The following is a 14,679-nucleotide window of genomic DNA, read 5'->3' on the forward strand; positions in this document are numbered from 1 at the left end:
CCCGACAGGCCGCGAGCCGCGCACGACGCAGCGGCGCAGCGATAGCGATATCCATACTGATAGGGGGCGGCAATGACGACGCACGGGTGGGGCACTCGGATTCTTCTCGGCGCGGCGCTGGCCGCGCTCACATTGCTCGGCGGCTGCAACGACGCCGATTCGGGCGAGCGCAACCGATTGCCCGGTTTCGTGTCCGGCAGCGTGCGCACGACCGCCTATGACGGCGCGAGCGACGACCTGCTGACGGCCGGCCTCGGCAAGACGGGCCTCGCCTCCACGGCGCCCGCGTTCGCGAATCCGTCCCGGCCGACGAGCGCCGAGCTGCGCCGGCTCGCGATCTGGTCGAATTACCGCGCGCTCGTCGACATGAGCGCGAACGGCGGCTACGGCCGCTTCTGGGGGCCGAACGTCGACCTCGACGGCAACGCCACGCTCGGCGAAGGCAAGATCCCCGGCACCGAATATCTCGCATATTCCGACGACGGCAGCGGCCGCAAGAACGTGACGCTGCTCGTGCAGGTGCCTGCCAGCTTCGATCCCAAGCAGCCGTGCATCGTCACCGCGACGTCGTCGGGTTCGCGCGGCGTGTACGGCGCGATTTCGGCGGCCGGCGAATGGGGCCTCAAGCGCGGCTGCGCGGTCGCGTACAACGACAAGGGCGGCGGCAACGGCGCGCACGAGCTCGGCTCCGACACGATCACGCTGATCGACGGCACGCTCGCCAACGCGGTGCTCGCCGGCAATGCCAGCCTCTTTACCGCGAACGTGACGAGCGGCGACCTGGCCGCGTTCAACGGCCGCTTCCCGAACCGCTACGCGTTCAAGCACGCGCATTCGCAGCAGAATCCCGAGCAGGACTGGGGGCACGCGACGCTACAGGCGGTCGAATTCGCGTACTGGGCGCTCAACGAGCAGTTCGGGCCGGTGCTCGACAGCTCGCATCACGGCGTGCGCTACCACCCGGGCGACATCACGACGATCGCCGCGTCCGTCAGCAACGGCGGCGGCGCGGCGCTCGCGGCGGCCGAGCAGGACACGCGCCGCTGGATCACGGCGGTCGTGGTCGGCGAGCCGCAGGTCAACGTGCGGATGTCGCCGAACGCGATCGTGCGCGAGGGCGGCCAGCCGGCGCCGTCGTTCGGCCGGCCGCTGGCCGACTACGCGACGCTCGCGAACCTGCTGCAGCCGTGCGCGGCCGCGTCGGCGTCGCTTGCGGGCGAGCCGTACCTGAGCGGGCTGCCGGCCGCCACCACGCAGTCGATCCGCACGCAGCGCTGCGCGACGCTCGCCGCGGCGGGGCTCGTGTCGGGCGCCGATACGCAGAGCCAGGCCGCCGACGCGCTCGCACAGCTGCATGCGGCCGGCTATCTCGCCGATTCCGACCTGCTGCAGGCGTCGATGTGGGATTCGCAGGCGATTCCGGCGATCGCGGTCACCTATGCGAATGCGTACACGCGCTCGCGCGTGACCGACAATCTGTGCAATTTCAGCTTCGCGACCACCAGCGCGCCGACCGGTACGGTCGCGGCGCCCGCCGCGTCGCCGATGCCGGCCATCTTCGGCGTCGGCAACGGCGTGCCGCCGACGGGCGGCATCGACCTCGTGTTCAACACGGGCGCGGGCGTCGATCACCGGCTCGCGACCCCCGACGCCAGTTTCGCGGGCGCGCTGTGCCTGCGCCAGCTGTGGACCAACGGGATGCTCGACATGCCGGCGAACGTCGACGCCGTGCGCGTGAACGCGAACCTGCAGGGCAAGCCCGCGATCATCGTGCAGGGCCGCAGCGACGCGCTCGTGCCGGTGAACCACGCGTCGCGCGCATACGTCGCGCAGAACAGCATCAGCGAAGGCGCCCGTAGCCAGCTCGTGTTCTACGAGGTGACGAACGGGCAGCACTTCGACGCGTTCCTGCCCGTCGCGGGCTTCGATACGCGCTTCGTGCCCGTCCACTACTACAACGTGCAGGCGCTGAACCTGATGTGGCGCCATCTGAAGAACGGCACCGCGCTGCCGCCGTCGCAGGTGATCCGCACGGTGCCGCGCGGCGGCACGCCGGGCGCCGCGCCGGCGCTGACGAGCGCGAACTTGCCGCCGATCGCGACGTCGCCGGGCGCGAACGCAATCACGGCCGGCGCCGGCGCGATCGACGTGCCGCTCTGACGGCATCCGCCGCAGCGCGGTCATGAAGCCGGACGGTCGTCCGGCTTTTTTTCGCGTCTGGAATCGACGACGGCATCCTCGCGAACCGTACCGCGCCGCAGCGCGTGCTGAAGGGGCAGGCGCGTATGCAGCAGCTCACAAGCAGCAGCAATTGGAGCAGCAGGGGCAGTAAGCATCGCGTTGCGGCCCGCGCGGCCCGGTCTTGCGCCGGGCGGCGCGGGTTCGCGTGGCTCCGGATGGACGACAGCCCGATCGGCGCAGGCCGGTCGGGCTGTTTTTTTTGCGGAGAGGGTGCCGACGCGCGAGGCGCCGCAAGCAGCGCGTCCCGCGCGCGGAAACCGCCGGCCGCGTCGTTACGCGAGCACGAGCCGCACGCCGACCGCGACGAGCGTCGCGGCGAGCAGGTTGCGCAGCAGCCGCTCGGGCGCGCGCGCGGACAGCAGGCTGCCGAGCACGATGCCGGGCAGCGAGCCGAGCAGCAGCGACAGCAGCATCGACCAGTCGACCGAGCCGAGCAGCCAGTGGCCCATGCCCGCGACGAGCGTGAGCGGCACCGCATGCGCGATATCGGAACCGACGATGCGGGTGGTCGCGAGCGCCGGGTACAGCAGCAGCAGCACGGTGACGCCGATCGCGCCGGCGCCGACCGACGTCATCGACACGAGCACGCCGAGCACGGCGCCCGTCAGCACGGTCGACCACAGCGTGCGCGCGGGGCTCGGCGCGAGCGGGTTGCGCGCGGCGAGCGCGGTGAGTTGCGGGCGGAAGATCAGCGCGAGCGACGTGAGCAGCAGCGCGATGCCGAGCACCAGCTGGATCACCCGCGCGGTGCCGGGCGAATTCACGCCGTGCGTGTGCAGCACCCACAGCGTGACGGCCGCGGCCGGGACGCTGCCGGCCGCGAGCCGGCCGGTAATGCGCCAGTCGATCGACCCCTTCAGCCCGTGGACGAGCGTGCCGGTCGCCTTGGTCGCGGCCGCGTACAGCAGGTCGGTGCCGACCGCCGTCGCGGGGTGGACGCCGAACAGCAGCACGAGGATCGGCGTCATCAGCGAACCGCCGCCGACGCCCGTCAGGCCGACGAGAATGCCGACGAACAGGCCGGACAGGGAGTACAGCAGATCGATATGGGGGAGCGACATCGGAAGCAGGCGGTTATGCGGCGTTCGGCGGTGGCGCGCGGCTGCGGCGCGCGCATGCAAAGTCCGCCATTGTCGCAAAAGTGGCGCGTTGGTGTACGACTACGTTAAAAATCGGCCGGGAAGGGCCGCCGGGCGGGCCGTTCCCGGTGGATGAAACGTGCGTTTGAACGGGCGCCGGGCCGGACGGGGCGGCGCGCCGGTATCCGCGAGCGGGTGGCCCGGCAGCCTTCTGAGAGTGCTTTGAGAGGCTGAATGGCAGACGTCATTCGCGCGCGCTTCCTGCCGGTTTATGACAGGAGCGACGCGTGGCGGCCGCGCGCGTCGCGCGGCGCCGGAAGTCAGCCGCGCGGCGGCAGTTCGCAGCCATCGGGGCCGCACGCGGCCGCGTCGTCGCCGGCGAATTCGACGATCGCGCCGTCGCGCCACGCCTGCTCGAGCGCCTGCGCGAACACGTCGGCCGGCTGCGCGCCCGACACCGCGTAGCGGCCGCCGAACACGAACAGCGGTACGCCGCGTCCGCCGATCTGCGCGGCCCGCGCGATGTCGGCCTCGACTTCGTCACGGTATGCGTCGCTGCGCAGCACGGCTTCGACGGCCGAGCGCTCGAGCCCGGCTTCGACCGCGAAGTCGATCAGCGCCGCGTGGTCGAACAGCGAGCCATGCTCGCAGAAATAGGCGCGATACAGGCGTTCGGTCAGCGCATGGGCGCGGCCGGTCGCTTCCGCGAGCTTCACGAGCCGGTGAGCATCACGCGTGTCGCCGACGGACGTGCCGGGCAGATCGTAGCGGAGCCCGACGCTCGCGGCCGCGTCGGTCACCTGGCGCAGCATCTGGTCGACCTGCGCGGGCGACATTTGGTACTTGCCCGCGAGCATCGCCTCGACCGGTTCGACCGGCTGGCCCGGCATCAGCCGGTACGCGCGCAGCACGACGTCGACGTGGTCCGCGTGCGCGAACGCCGCGAGCGCCTCGTCGAAGCGGCGCTTGCCGATCCAGCACCACGGGCAGATCAGGTCGGACCAGATCTCGACGGTCAGGGTCGGGAGGGCAGTCGGGGCAGCGGTGGTCGTCATGGGGAAGTAGCGGCGGCAAATAAATGTAACTGTGACTATATCATTTTATGCCGCGACGCTTCGTCATGGCCGGGCGCGGGCGGAACGAGTCCCTTACGCGTCGCCCTGCGTTTCCTTCAGATGCTTCAGGTGCTTGTAGACGGTCGCGCGTCCCATCCCGAGCACGTTCGCGACGTAGTTCGCGGCGCTCTTGCCGCGGAACGCGCCTTCCGCGTGCAGCGCCTCGACGAGTTCGCGCCGGTGCTCGCGCGTGAGGCCGTTCAGGCCGACCTGCCGTTCGCGCAGCCAGCCGTGCAGGAACGTGTTGATGCGCTCCTGCCAGTCGTCGCGGAACAGTTCGTCGGGTTGTGCGACGATGCCCGCACCCTTGATGAACACGTCGAGCGTCGCGCGAACGTCGTCGAACACCGCGATGTTGAAGTTGATGCACATCATCCCGGCCGGGCGGCCTTCGTCGTCGAACAGCACGTTGCTCACGCAGCGCATCCGCCGGCCGTCCCAGTTCAGTTTCTCGTACGGGCCGATCACGCGCTCGCGCGCCGAATGATCGATTTCCTCGAGCGCCGAGTCGTCGCCGACCTCGCGCTTCGACAGGTTGTTCGCGAGGTACAGCACGGTCTGGTCGTGCAGGTCGTGGATCACGACTTCCGCGTACGGGAAGAACAGCGCCGCGATGCCATCGGCGATCGGCGCATAGCGGGTGAGCAGCAGGTCTTTGACGGGGGATTGCTTCTTGCGCATCGGAATCGCCATCTCGGGTGAGCGGGGGCCGGGCGGTGCATCGGCGCGGCGCGCCGGCGTACCGTCGACCGGCATGTCCGTGCGTCCGCGCGCTGCCGCCGCGGCGGTTGCGCCATTGTATCGGCCCCGCGTGCGCGTGCTGCTCATGCGCGCGTCAGATGCGTGTACAGCGCGTGCGCGATCGCGATGTCCTCGAGGCCGAGGCCGATCGAGCGGAAGAACGCGTGACGCGTGCGCGACGGTGCCGCGCAGGTGCCGGCGACGAGCGCGGGCAGGTCGCCGACGATCCGCTCGGGCGTCCAGCCGTGCGCGGCCGCCGCGATCTGCATCTCGCCCGCGCTGGCGGGCGTCGTGTCGCGGTAGTCGCAATACACGTCCATGTCGGGCAGCCACGCGGGCGGGATCTCGTGGGCGCGCGCGACGTTGGTGCTGATCGACGTGACGAGCGCGGGGCGCGTGAGCACGCCGTCCGCGAGCACCGGCGTGCCCGACGACGTGCACAGCATCACGACGTCGGCGTCGCGCACGCATGCTTCGACGCTGGCGGCCGGGCGGGCGCGCGGATCGATCCGCGCAAGCGTCGCCTGCAGCGCCGGGTCGCCGGCGAGCGCGGGCGAATGCACGCTGATCGAGGCCCAGTCGCGCAGGGCCGCGGCGTGGCGCAGATGCGCGAGGCCGACCGCGCCCGTGCCGATCACGGCGAGCCGGCGCGCGTCGCGCGGCGCGAGGCAGTCGACCGCGAGCGCCGTCGTGCCGGCCGTGCGCTCGACCGTCAGCAGCCCCGCGTCGCACCACATCAGCGGCTGGCCGGTACGCATCGACATCAGCGCTGTCCACGCGGTCACGATCGGTTTGCCGCCCGTCACGACGTACGGCGACAGCTTCGCGCCGAACACCTGCTCGTCGGCGAGCGCGCCGAGATACGTGATGAAATCGCCGGCCTGTTCGGGGAACAGCGTGAGGGTTTGCGGCGGCTGCACCGCGCGGGCCGACGCGAGCGACGCGAACATGCGGCGCAGCGTGCCGAGCACGTCGAGCGACGGCAGCGCCGCGCGCACCGCGGCTTCGTCGACGGTGAGCGGCAGGGTCGGGGCGGGTTGCGTCATGGGACTTCTCCGGTCGGGGCCGGACAGGACTGTCTCGATCGAGCGTGTCCGGCAGTGTTCGTGATGGATTAAAAGTCTAATATAGACGAAAATAGTCGGGTGAGTTTTTCTTTGCAGGCCGCGTGCGCAAGGAAAAACATAGATAAATCAAAGGGGTTTTGCGCAAGCGACGGCATGGCGAGGGACGGCGTCAGCACCGCGATTATCGTATCCCCTATAGTCTATAGTAGACTAAGAGTCTATATTTCTGAGTGCGGACCAGCGTGTCGCCGCATGGCGGCCGGCTCATCGCAAACCGATCCGGCGCGGGCAGCGCCCGGCAACGGCGTCGCGCGACCGGTCTTCATCGCCTCAATCCGGAATCGAAGGACATCCGTCATGAACTGGAAGCTTTCCCTCTGCGCCGTCGCGGCGCTCGCGTGCGCGGCCGTCACGGCCCACGCGGAACAGACCACGCTGCGCTTCGGGATCGAAGCCGCCTACCCGCCGTTCGAGAGCAAGTCGCCGGCCGGCCAGCTGCAGGGCTTCGACGTGGACATCGGCAACGCGGTGTGTGCGAAGCTGAACATGAAGTGCGTGTGGGTCGAGAATGCGTTCGACGGGTTGATCCCGGCGCTGCAGGCGCGCAAGTTCGACGCGATCAATTCGGCGATGAACATCACCGCGAAGCGCAAGCAGAGCATCGACTTCACGCCGGCGATCTACGTCGTGCCGATCGTGATGGTCGCGCACCGTGGCTCGCCGCTGCGGCCCGATGCCGCGAGCCTGCGCGGCAAGCACGTCGGCGTGCTGCAGGGCTCGTCGCAGGAGGATTTCCTGAAGGCGCACTGGGCGAATGCGGGCGTGGCCGTCGTGTCCTATCCGGACCAGGACCAGATCTACGCCGATCTCGTCGCCGGGCGTCTCGATGCGGCCGTGCAGGAGGCGCAGACCGCGCAGGACGGCTTCCTCGACAAGCCGGCCGGCCGCGACTACCAGATCGTCGGCGAGCCGCTGAAGGATCCCGCGACGCTCGGCGAAGGCACCGGCTTCGGGATGCGCAAGGGCGACAAGGCGCTGCAGACGAAGATCGTCGGCGCGCTGGACGCACTGAAGAAGGACGGCACGCTGAGCGCGCTGTCGCAGAAGTACTTCAAGCGCGACATCGTCGCGAAGTAAGCCTGGCCGCGCGCCGGCCGCCATGCCGGCGCGCGTCGCACCGAATCTCGACGCAGTACGGGGAAGCATGGATTTCGACGTCATCGTTCTGGGGGCCGGCATCGTCGGCGTGTCGTCGGCGCTGCATCTGCAGGATCGCGGGCTGCGGGTCGCGCTCGTCGACCGGCGCGCGCCCGGCGAGGAAACCAGCCACGGTAATGCCGGGCTGATCGAGCGCTCGTCGGTCGTGCCGTACGCGTTCCCGCGCCGGCTCGGCACGCTGCTGCGCTACGCGCGCAACCGCTCGGTCGATCTCTATTGGGACTACAAGGCGCTGCCCGCGTACGCGGGCTGGCTCGCGCGCTTCTGGCGCGAATCGTCGCCGCAGCGCCTCGCGGCTGCCGCGCGCGACATGCTGCCGCTCGTCGCGGCGAGCGTCGTCGAGCACGACGCGCTGCTCGCGCGCACCGACGCGCAGCCGCTCGTGCATGACGGCGGGTGGCTCGAGGCGTTCCGTTCGCCCGCGCTGTTCGAGGCGGAAACGCGCGCGCAACAGCGGATGGCCGACGCGCACGGGTTGCGGATGAGCGTGCTCGACGCGCGCGCGCTGCGCGAGCGCGAGCCCGGCATCGGCGACGCATTCTGCGGCGCGTTCCACTGGCAGGATCCGAAGACCGTGTCGAGCCCCGGCGGCCTCACGAAAGCGTACGCGCGGCTGTTCGAGCGCGACGGCGGCACGTTCGTGCACGGCGACGCGACGACGCTCGCGCAGGTGCGCGATGGCTGGCAGGTCGATACCGAACACGGGCCGATCTCGGCGCGGTCGGCCGTGGTCGCGCTCGGGCCGTGGTCCGATCACGTGTTTGCGCCGCTCGGCTACCGGATTCCGCTGCGCGCGAAGCGCGGCTATCACATGCATTACCTGCCGACTCGCGCGCCGCTGAGCGTGCCGGTGTGCGATACCGAGGCGGGTTTCGTGGTCGCGCCGATGGAGGGCGGCCGCCTGCGCCTCACGACCGGCGTCGAGATCGCGTTGCGCGACGCGCCGCCGACCGGCGTGCAGCTCGCGCGTGCCGAGCCGCTCGCGCGCGACGCGTTCGGCATCGGCGAGCGGCTCGATCCGGCTCCGTGGCTCGGGATGCGGCCGTGCACGCCCGACATGCGGCCGGTGATCGGACCGGCGCCTCGCCATCGTCATCTGTGGTTCGCGTTCGGGCATTGCCATCACGGGCTCACGCTCGGCCCCGCGAGCGGACGGCTGCTCGCCGAAATGATCACCGGTGCGCCGACCTACATCGATCCCCATCCGTACCGGCCCGCGCGTTTCGGCTGAGCGAGTCGGCGGGTGACGGCCGCCGCGCGTGCGGCCGTTGCAGTGCACAACGCGGCATGACGGCAAGGTCATGCCGCGTTTTTCTTGGGATTCCAGATTGGCTTGGTTGGACGAATGGCGGGCAATCGGCAGGCCGCATGGAATAACCGCCCGCGGCCGTCCGTTTATATACCGAGTCGCGGTGCAATCGGGCAGCGGGATAATGACCATGACGAAGTCGACGCCCGTCCGGCGGTGCCGTGCTGCCATGCCATGCCAAGGAGAACGGGAATGAAAACGATGCTGTTCACCATCGCGCTGACGGCCGCGATCGCGCGGCCCGCGGCCGCCGAGCCGCCGCAGGCCGGCAACGGGAAACTGGTCGACGAAGATCACATGACGCTGTACGTATTCGATCACGACGCGCCGGGCAAGAGCACCTGCAACGGCACCTGCGCGGCCAACTGGCCGCCGGCGCTCGCCGACGCATACGACAAGGCGTCGGGTGCGCTGAGCCTCGTCACGCGCGACGACGGCAAGAAGCAATGGGCGTACAACGGTCGCCCGCTGTATCGCTGGAAAATGGACCACAAGGCTGGTGACGCGGGCGGCGACGGAGTCGGCGGCATGTGGCACGTCGCGCGTCCCTGAAAAACGGACGGGCAGACCGACTGACTGACGACGTGGCGACGCGCGAGGCATCCGGATGAGCTACGAATCGGACCTGCTGGTGTGGCTGCCGCATCTCACGCGCTATGCGCGTGCGCTGACGGGCGAGCGCGCCTGGGCGGACGATCTCGTGCAGGACACGCTCGAGCGCGCGCTGAACCGGCCGCCGCGCGACGGCGGCAACCTGCGCGCGTGGCTGCTCACGCTGCTGCGCCACCGGTTCATCGACCAGTTGCGCGCGCGGCACGAGATCGCGGTCGACGACGCCACCGCGCCATGGCAGACGATGGCCGCGCCTGCCGACGAGATCAGCGGCCTGATGCTGCGCGACGTGCAGCGCGCGCTGTACCGGCTGCCGGTCGAACAGCGCGAGGTGCTGCTGCTGGTCGCGCTGGAGGAATTGAGCTATCGCGACGCCGCACAGGTGCTCGGCGTGCCGGTGGGGACGGTGATGTCGCGGCTGTCGCGGGCGCGTGAACAGATGCGTGCGTTGCTGTCCGGCGAGCCGCCGGCGCACGGCACGGCCGCGTTACGGGTGATCGGGAAGACATGATGGACGACGATCCGCGCAAACCTTCGAACGATCGGGACGACGCTGCATCGGCCCAGCTGCTGTCGGCGCTGCTCGACGGCGAGCTGTCCGGGCAGGAGCGCCGCGAGGTGCTCGAGCGGCTGGAGTCCGATCCGCGGGAAGCCGAGCGCTTCGCGCATTACAGCGCGCAGCGTGACGCGTTGCGCGCGCTGTTCCCGCTGCCGGGCGCCGCATCGGCATTGTTCGTGCAGCGGCGCGCGTCGCGCCGGCGCCTTGCCTATGCGTTCGCGGGGCTGGCGGCCGGGCTGGTGCTCGGCATCGCGCTGCACGTGGGCTGGACGGCGTTCGGCGTCGAACCGGCGTTCGCCGCGCGCGCGGATGTCGCGTATGCGGTGTACGCGGCCGATCGCGAACACCCGGTCGAGATCGATGCCCGCGACCCCACGCGTCTGGCCGGATGGCTGTCCGCGCGTCTCGGTCGGCCCGTGCGGGCGCCGTCGCTCGACGAATACGGCTACGTGCTGCTGGGCGGGCGCCTGCTGCCGGGCGACGCGGGGCCGGCCGCGCAGTTGATGTACCAGCGCGCGGACGGCGCGCGCGTGACGCTGTACATGACGGCCTACGATGCACGGCGCCTCGCGCCGCGGGCGATGTCGGCGGACGGACGCTACACGTATTTCTGGTCGGATCGCGGCATGGGCTACGCGCTGTCCGGCCGCGGCGACGAACGGCGCCTGCGCGAGCTCGCGATCGACGCGTGCGGCGCGCTCGGCGGGCCGACCGACGCATGGAAGGGGTGACGCGCGCGGCATCGGCAAGGAGCAGAAGATGAACGCGAAGACGGCGATGATGGCGACGGTGGTGGCGGTGCTCGCGGCAGGCGCCGGGCTCGCGCGGGCGCAAGGCGACGCCCCGGTGCGCGTGCCGGTCGACGCCGACGGCGTGCAGCGGGTGACGATCGTCGGCGGCAGCTATTTCTTTCGGCCGAACCACGTGATCGTCCGCGCGCATGTGCCGGTCGAGCTGACCGTATCGGCCGAACCGGGCCATGTGCCGCACAGTTTCGAAATCGATGCGCCGCAGGCCGGCATCGCGGTGCACACCGAACTGGCCACGACCCCGCGCACGTTCCGTTTCACGCCGACGCAGCCCGGTCGCTTCGCCTACTATTGCACGCATCGGCTGCTGTTCTTGCGCAGCCATCGCGAACGCGGCATGGAGGGCGTGCTCGACGTCGAGGCGACGCCATGATCGCCGCATTGCTGGCCGCGAGCCTGATAGGAGCGAGCATGACAGCCGACCCGGTGACCGTTGCGCAGGCACATTTCGACCAGGTCCGCTCGTACCGCGCGACGATCCGCTCGTCGGCGCGAAGCGGCGAACGCACCGAATTCCACTATGCGTACCTGAAACCCGGTTTCGTCCGGATGGACTTCGTGTCGCCCCATCGTGGCGCGGTGCTCGCGTACGATCCCGGCGACGGCAAGGTCCGGCTGCGCCCGTTCGGCGAGCATGCGCCGCCCGCGCTGCGGCTGTCGCCGTCCAATCCGCTCGTGCGAGACCGCAGCGGCCATCGCGTCGACCGCTCGGACGTCGGCGAGCTGCTGCGCAACGTGCATGCGCTGCAGCAGGGCGGCGCGACGGTGACGGAAGGCGAGGAGACCGTCAACGGGCGGACCGCGCTGCGCGTGTCGGTGACGGGCGCGCCCGCGCACGCGGTCGATGGCGTGCATCGCTACCGGCTGTGGCTGGACACCGAGGACGGTTTTCCGCTGAAGGTCGTCAGCTTCGCGGACGGTGACGGCGACCCGCTCGAAACGGTGACGCTCGACGACGTCGAGATCGACGTCGCGTTTCCCGCCCGCTTCTTCGCGCCCTGATCCCTCATCCCTGATTCCCGATCCCGACTCGTGCCGGAGGCTGCATGGCGGAATACCGGTTTTCGACGACGTGGCGCGTGGATGCGCCGCTCGCGGCGGTCTGGGACGCGATCTACCAGGTCGACCGCTGGCCCGACTGGTGGAAGAGCGCGGTACGAACCGTCGAGATCGAGCGCGGCGACGCGCGCGGCGTCGGCGCGCTGCAGCGCTACACATGGAAAGGCGCGCTGCCGTACCGGCTGACCTTCGACATGCGCGTGCTGCGCGTCGAGCGGCCGCATGTGCTCGAAGGCCGCGCGAGCGGCGCGATCGAAGGCGACGGCCGCTGGTCGTTCAGCGGCGACGGCACGCGCACCGTCGTGCGCTACGACTGGCACATCCGCACGCGCGAGCGCTGGATGAACTGGCTCGAGCCGCTCGCTCGCCCGCTGTTCATCTGGAATCACGACGTCGTGATGCGCGAAGGGGCCAAAGGGCTCGCGCGCCGGCTCGGCGCGACGGTCCAGACCGACGGCCGGACGTACCAGCCGGTCGCGGGCTGTCCCGACATGTGACGATCCGGCCCCGGACAGGGCCCGGCGGCGCCCGAAGGGGCCTTTTCATGCGATGCCGGACGATCGCGGGAACTCGGTGCTTACCCCGTGTCAAAGCGGTGCGCGGGTCGGGAAATCCCGCACCCGCGTGCTGCCGGAGCGCAGTATTGATGCCTACTTGCTTGTTTCAAAAGGATTTTTCAATTCGATCCCCGTTTTTCCGCCGTTTCGGCCCCCGCGAAAAAACCTCCGGTTTCCCTTCTTGAATTTGTCAAAACCCGTCCATATAATTAGCACTCGCTGCACGAGAGTGCTAACAATTCTCTGCCGGGCGACCCGCCGGGCAGATTCCCTAAGCGTTCTTCAATCTCAGTCAAGAGAGGAGTGAATATGAACCTTCGTCCTTTGCACGATCGAGTGATCGTCAAGCGCCTGGATCAGGAAACCAAGACCGCCTCGGGCATCGTGATCCCCGACGCAGCAGCTGAAAAGCCGGATCAAGGCGAAGTCCTGGCCATCGGCCCGGGCAAGCGCGACGACAAGGGCGCCCCGATCGCACTCGACGTGAAGGTCGGCGATCGCGTCCTGTTCGGCAAGTACGCAGGTCAGACCGTCAAGGTCGACGGCCAGGAACTGCTGGTCATGCGCGAAGAAGACATCATGGCCGTGGTCAACGCGAAGTAAGCGTCCACTGACGGTACATATTCCCAAGAATTCAAGGAGTTAGAAGATGGCAGCTAAAGACGTCGTATTCGGCGATTCCGCCCGTTCGAAGATGGTCGAAGGCGTGAACATTCTCGCCAACGCGGTCAAGGTCACGCTGGGTCCGAAGGGCCGCAACGTGGTGCTCGAGCGCAGCTTCGGCGGCCCGACGGTCACCAAGGACGGTGTGTCGGTCGCGAAGGAAATCGAGCTGAAGGACAAGCTCCAGAACATGGGCGCGCAAATGGTCAAGGAAGTCGCTTCCAAGACCAGCGACAACGCAGGCGACGGCACGACGACGGCAACCGTCCTCGCGCAATCGATCGTTCGCGAAGGCATGAAGTACGTCGCATCGGGCATGAACCCGATGGATCTGAAGCGCGGCATCGACAAGGCAGTCGCAGCGGCCGTCGAAGAGCTGAAGAAGATCAGCAAGCCGTGCACGACGAACAAGGAAATCGCGCAGGTCGGCTCGATCTCGGCGAACAGCGACACGTCGATCGGCGATCGCATCGCTGAAGCGATGGACAAGGTCGGCAAGGAAGGCGTGATCACCGTCGAAGACGGCAAGTCGCTCGCCGACGAACTCGACGTCGTCGAAGGCATGCAGTTCGACCGCGGCTACCTGTCGCCGTACTTCATCAACAACCCGGAAAAGCAAGTCGCCGTCCTCGACAACCCGTTCGTGCTGCTGCACGACAAGAAGGTGTCGAACATCCGTGATCTGCTGCCGGTACTCGAGCAAGTCGCGAAGGCTGGCCGTCCGCTGCTGATCATCGCTGAAGACATCGAAGGCGAAGCGCTCGCAACGCTGGTCGTCAACAACATCCGCGGCATCCTGAAGACCGTCGCGGTCAAGGCACCGGGCTTCGGCGATCGTCGCAAGGCGATGCTGGAAGACATCGCGATCCTGACCGGCGGCCAGGTGATCGCGGAAGAAACCGGCCTGACGCTCGAGAAGGCAACGCTGGCAGAACTGGGCCAGGCGAAGCGCATCGAAGTGGGCAAGGAAAACACGACGATCATCGACGGCGCAGGCGAAGCCGCGAACATCGAAGCACGCGTGAAGCAAGTGCGCGCGCAAATCGAAGAAGCGACGTCGGACTACGACCGTGAAAAGCTGCAAGAGCGCGTGGCCAAGCTGGCCGGCGGCGTGGCAGTGATCAAGGTCGGCGCTGCGACCGAAGTCGAAATGAAGGAAAAGAAGGCACGTGTCGAAGACGCACTGCACGCAACGCGTGCAGCAGTGGAAGAAGGCATCGTGGCAGGCGGCGGCGTTGCGCTGATCCGCGCTCGCACGGCAATCGCAAGCCTGACCGGCGCGAACGCCGACCAGAACGCCGGCATCAAGATCGTGCTGCGCGCGATGGAAGAGCCGCTGCGTCAGATCGTCACGAACGGCGGCGAAGAAGCCAGCGTCGTGGTGGCGGCAGTTGCTGCAGGCCAGGGCAACTACGGCTACAACGCAGCAACGGGCGAGTACGTCGACATGGTTGAAGCCGGCGTCGTCGACCCGACCAAGGTCACGCGCACCGCACTGCAGAACGCAGCTTCGGTTGCTGGCCTGCTGCTGACGACGGACGCAGCTGTCGCAGAACTGCCGAAGGAAGATGCACCGATGCCGGGCGGCATGCCGGGCGGCATGGGCGGCATGGGCATGGACATGTAATCGACTTCGGTCGATGGTGTCCG

At 68.9% G+C, this 14,679-nt stretch carries 15 protein-coding genes; 11 read left to right on the plus strand and 4 right to left on the minus strand.

The window, feature by feature from the left end:
- The first annotated feature begins 72 nt into the window (after window positions 1–72).
- On the plus strand, window positions 73–2,160 hold the full coding sequence (locus tag FFI87_RS03970) for a D-(-)-3-hydroxybutyrate oligomer hydrolase (protein ID WP_012363205.1): 2,088 nt from the start codon (window positions 73–75) through the stop codon (window positions 2,158–2,160).
- Window positions 2,161–2,513: 353 nt separating this feature from the next.
- Here FFI87_RS03970 and FFI87_RS03975 read toward each other — a convergent pair whose 3' ends face one another.
- From FFI87_RS03975 to FFI87_RS03990, 4 genes are all read right to left on the minus strand, one after another.
- Window positions 2,514–3,302, minus strand: coding sequence for a sulfite exporter TauE/SafE family protein (locus FFI87_RS03975; protein ID WP_138848176.1), 789 nt, complete (start codon window positions 3,300–3,302; stop codon window positions 2,514–2,516).
- Between the two features lie 338 nt (window positions 3,303–3,640).
- Entirely contained in the window at window positions 3,641–4,375 is a 735-nt protein-coding gene (locus FFI87_RS03980; RefSeq protein WP_138848175.1) for a DsbA family oxidoreductase, read from the minus strand.
- 93 nt (window positions 4,376–4,468) lie between these two features.
- Window positions 4,469–5,263 carry a transcriptional regulator gene (locus FFI87_RS03985; protein WP_006759597.1) on the minus strand — a complete coding sequence of 265 codons (795 nt, stop codon included), beginning with the start codon at window positions 5,261–5,263 and terminating at the stop codon, window positions 4,469–4,471.
- Window positions 5,260–6,222: an ornithine cyclodeaminase family protein gene (locus FFI87_RS03990; protein ID WP_012363208.1), complete on the minus strand. Its 963-nt coding sequence runs from the start codon at window positions 6,220–6,222 to the stop codon at window positions 5,260–5,262. The genes FFI87_RS03985 and FFI87_RS03990 overlap by 4 nt, the downstream gene beginning before the upstream one ends.
- Before the next feature lie 378 nt (window positions 6,223–6,600).
- Here FFI87_RS03990 and FFI87_RS03995 point away from each other — a divergent pair, with 378 nt between their 5' ends.
- From FFI87_RS03995 to groL, 10 genes are all read left to right on the plus strand, one after another.
- Window positions 6,601–7,380, plus strand: a complete 780-nt coding sequence (locus FFI87_RS03995; RefSeq protein WP_012363209.1) for an ABC transporter substrate-binding protein — start codon at window positions 6,601–6,603, stop codon at window positions 7,378–7,380.
- Between the two features lie 67 nt (window positions 7,381–7,447).
- Window positions 7,448–8,692 carry an NAD(P)/FAD-dependent oxidoreductase gene (locus FFI87_RS04000; RefSeq protein WP_138848174.1) on the plus strand — a complete coding sequence of 415 codons (1,245 nt, stop codon included), beginning with the start codon at window positions 7,448–7,450 and terminating at the stop codon, window positions 8,690–8,692.
- Between the two features lie 270 nt (window positions 8,693–8,962).
- Entirely contained in the window at window positions 8,963–9,322 is a 360-nt protein-coding gene (locus tag FFI87_RS04005) for a hypothetical protein (RefSeq protein WP_012363211.1), read from the plus strand.
- A gap of 55 nt (window positions 9,323–9,377) precedes the next feature.
- Window positions 9,378–9,893: a sigma-70 family RNA polymerase sigma factor gene (locus FFI87_RS04010; RefSeq protein ID WP_138848173.1), complete on the plus strand. Its 516-nt coding sequence runs from the start codon at window positions 9,378–9,380 to the stop codon at window positions 9,891–9,893.
- Entirely contained in the window at window positions 9,893–10,672 is a 780-nt protein-coding gene (locus tag FFI87_RS04015) for an anti-sigma factor family protein (protein WP_012363213.1), read from the plus strand. The genes FFI87_RS04010 and FFI87_RS04015 overlap by 1 nt, the downstream gene beginning before the upstream one ends.
- Before the next feature lie 28 nt (window positions 10,673–10,700).
- A complete protein-coding gene (locus tag FFI87_RS04020) occupies window positions 10,701–11,123 on the plus strand; it encodes a quinol oxidase (protein WP_138848172.1) in 423 nt (140 codons plus the stop codon).
- Complete coding sequence (locus FFI87_RS04025; RefSeq protein ID WP_138848171.1) at window positions 11,120–11,752, plus strand: LolA family protein; 633 nt, start codon at window positions 11,120–11,122, stop codon at window positions 11,750–11,752. The genes FFI87_RS04020 and FFI87_RS04025 overlap by 4 nt, the downstream gene beginning before the upstream one ends.
- Before the next feature lie 44 nt (window positions 11,753–11,796).
- Window positions 11,797–12,306, plus strand: a complete 510-nt coding sequence (locus FFI87_RS04030) for an SRPBCC family protein (RefSeq protein WP_138848170.1) — start codon at window positions 11,797–11,799, stop codon at window positions 12,304–12,306.
- Between the two features lie 369 nt (window positions 12,307–12,675).
- The gene (gene groES / locus FFI87_RS04035; RefSeq protein ID WP_004186661.1) at window positions 12,676–12,969 is read left to right on the plus strand and encodes a co-chaperone GroES; all 294 of its coding nucleotides are present in this window, start codon (window positions 12,676–12,678) and stop codon (window positions 12,967–12,969) included.
- A gap of 46 nt (window positions 12,970–13,015) precedes the next feature.
- Window positions 13,016–14,656 carry a chaperonin GroEL gene (groL, locus tag FFI87_RS04040; protein ID WP_006753915.1) on the plus strand — a complete coding sequence of 547 codons (1,641 nt, stop codon included), beginning with the start codon at window positions 13,016–13,018 and terminating at the stop codon, window positions 14,654–14,656.
- Window positions 14,657–14,679: the final 23 nt, after the last annotated feature.

The organism is Burkholderia sp. KBS0801, from assembly GCF_005937855.2.
GTDB lineage: Bacteria > Pseudomonadota > Gammaproteobacteria > Burkholderiales > Burkholderiaceae > Burkholderia > Burkholderia ambifaria.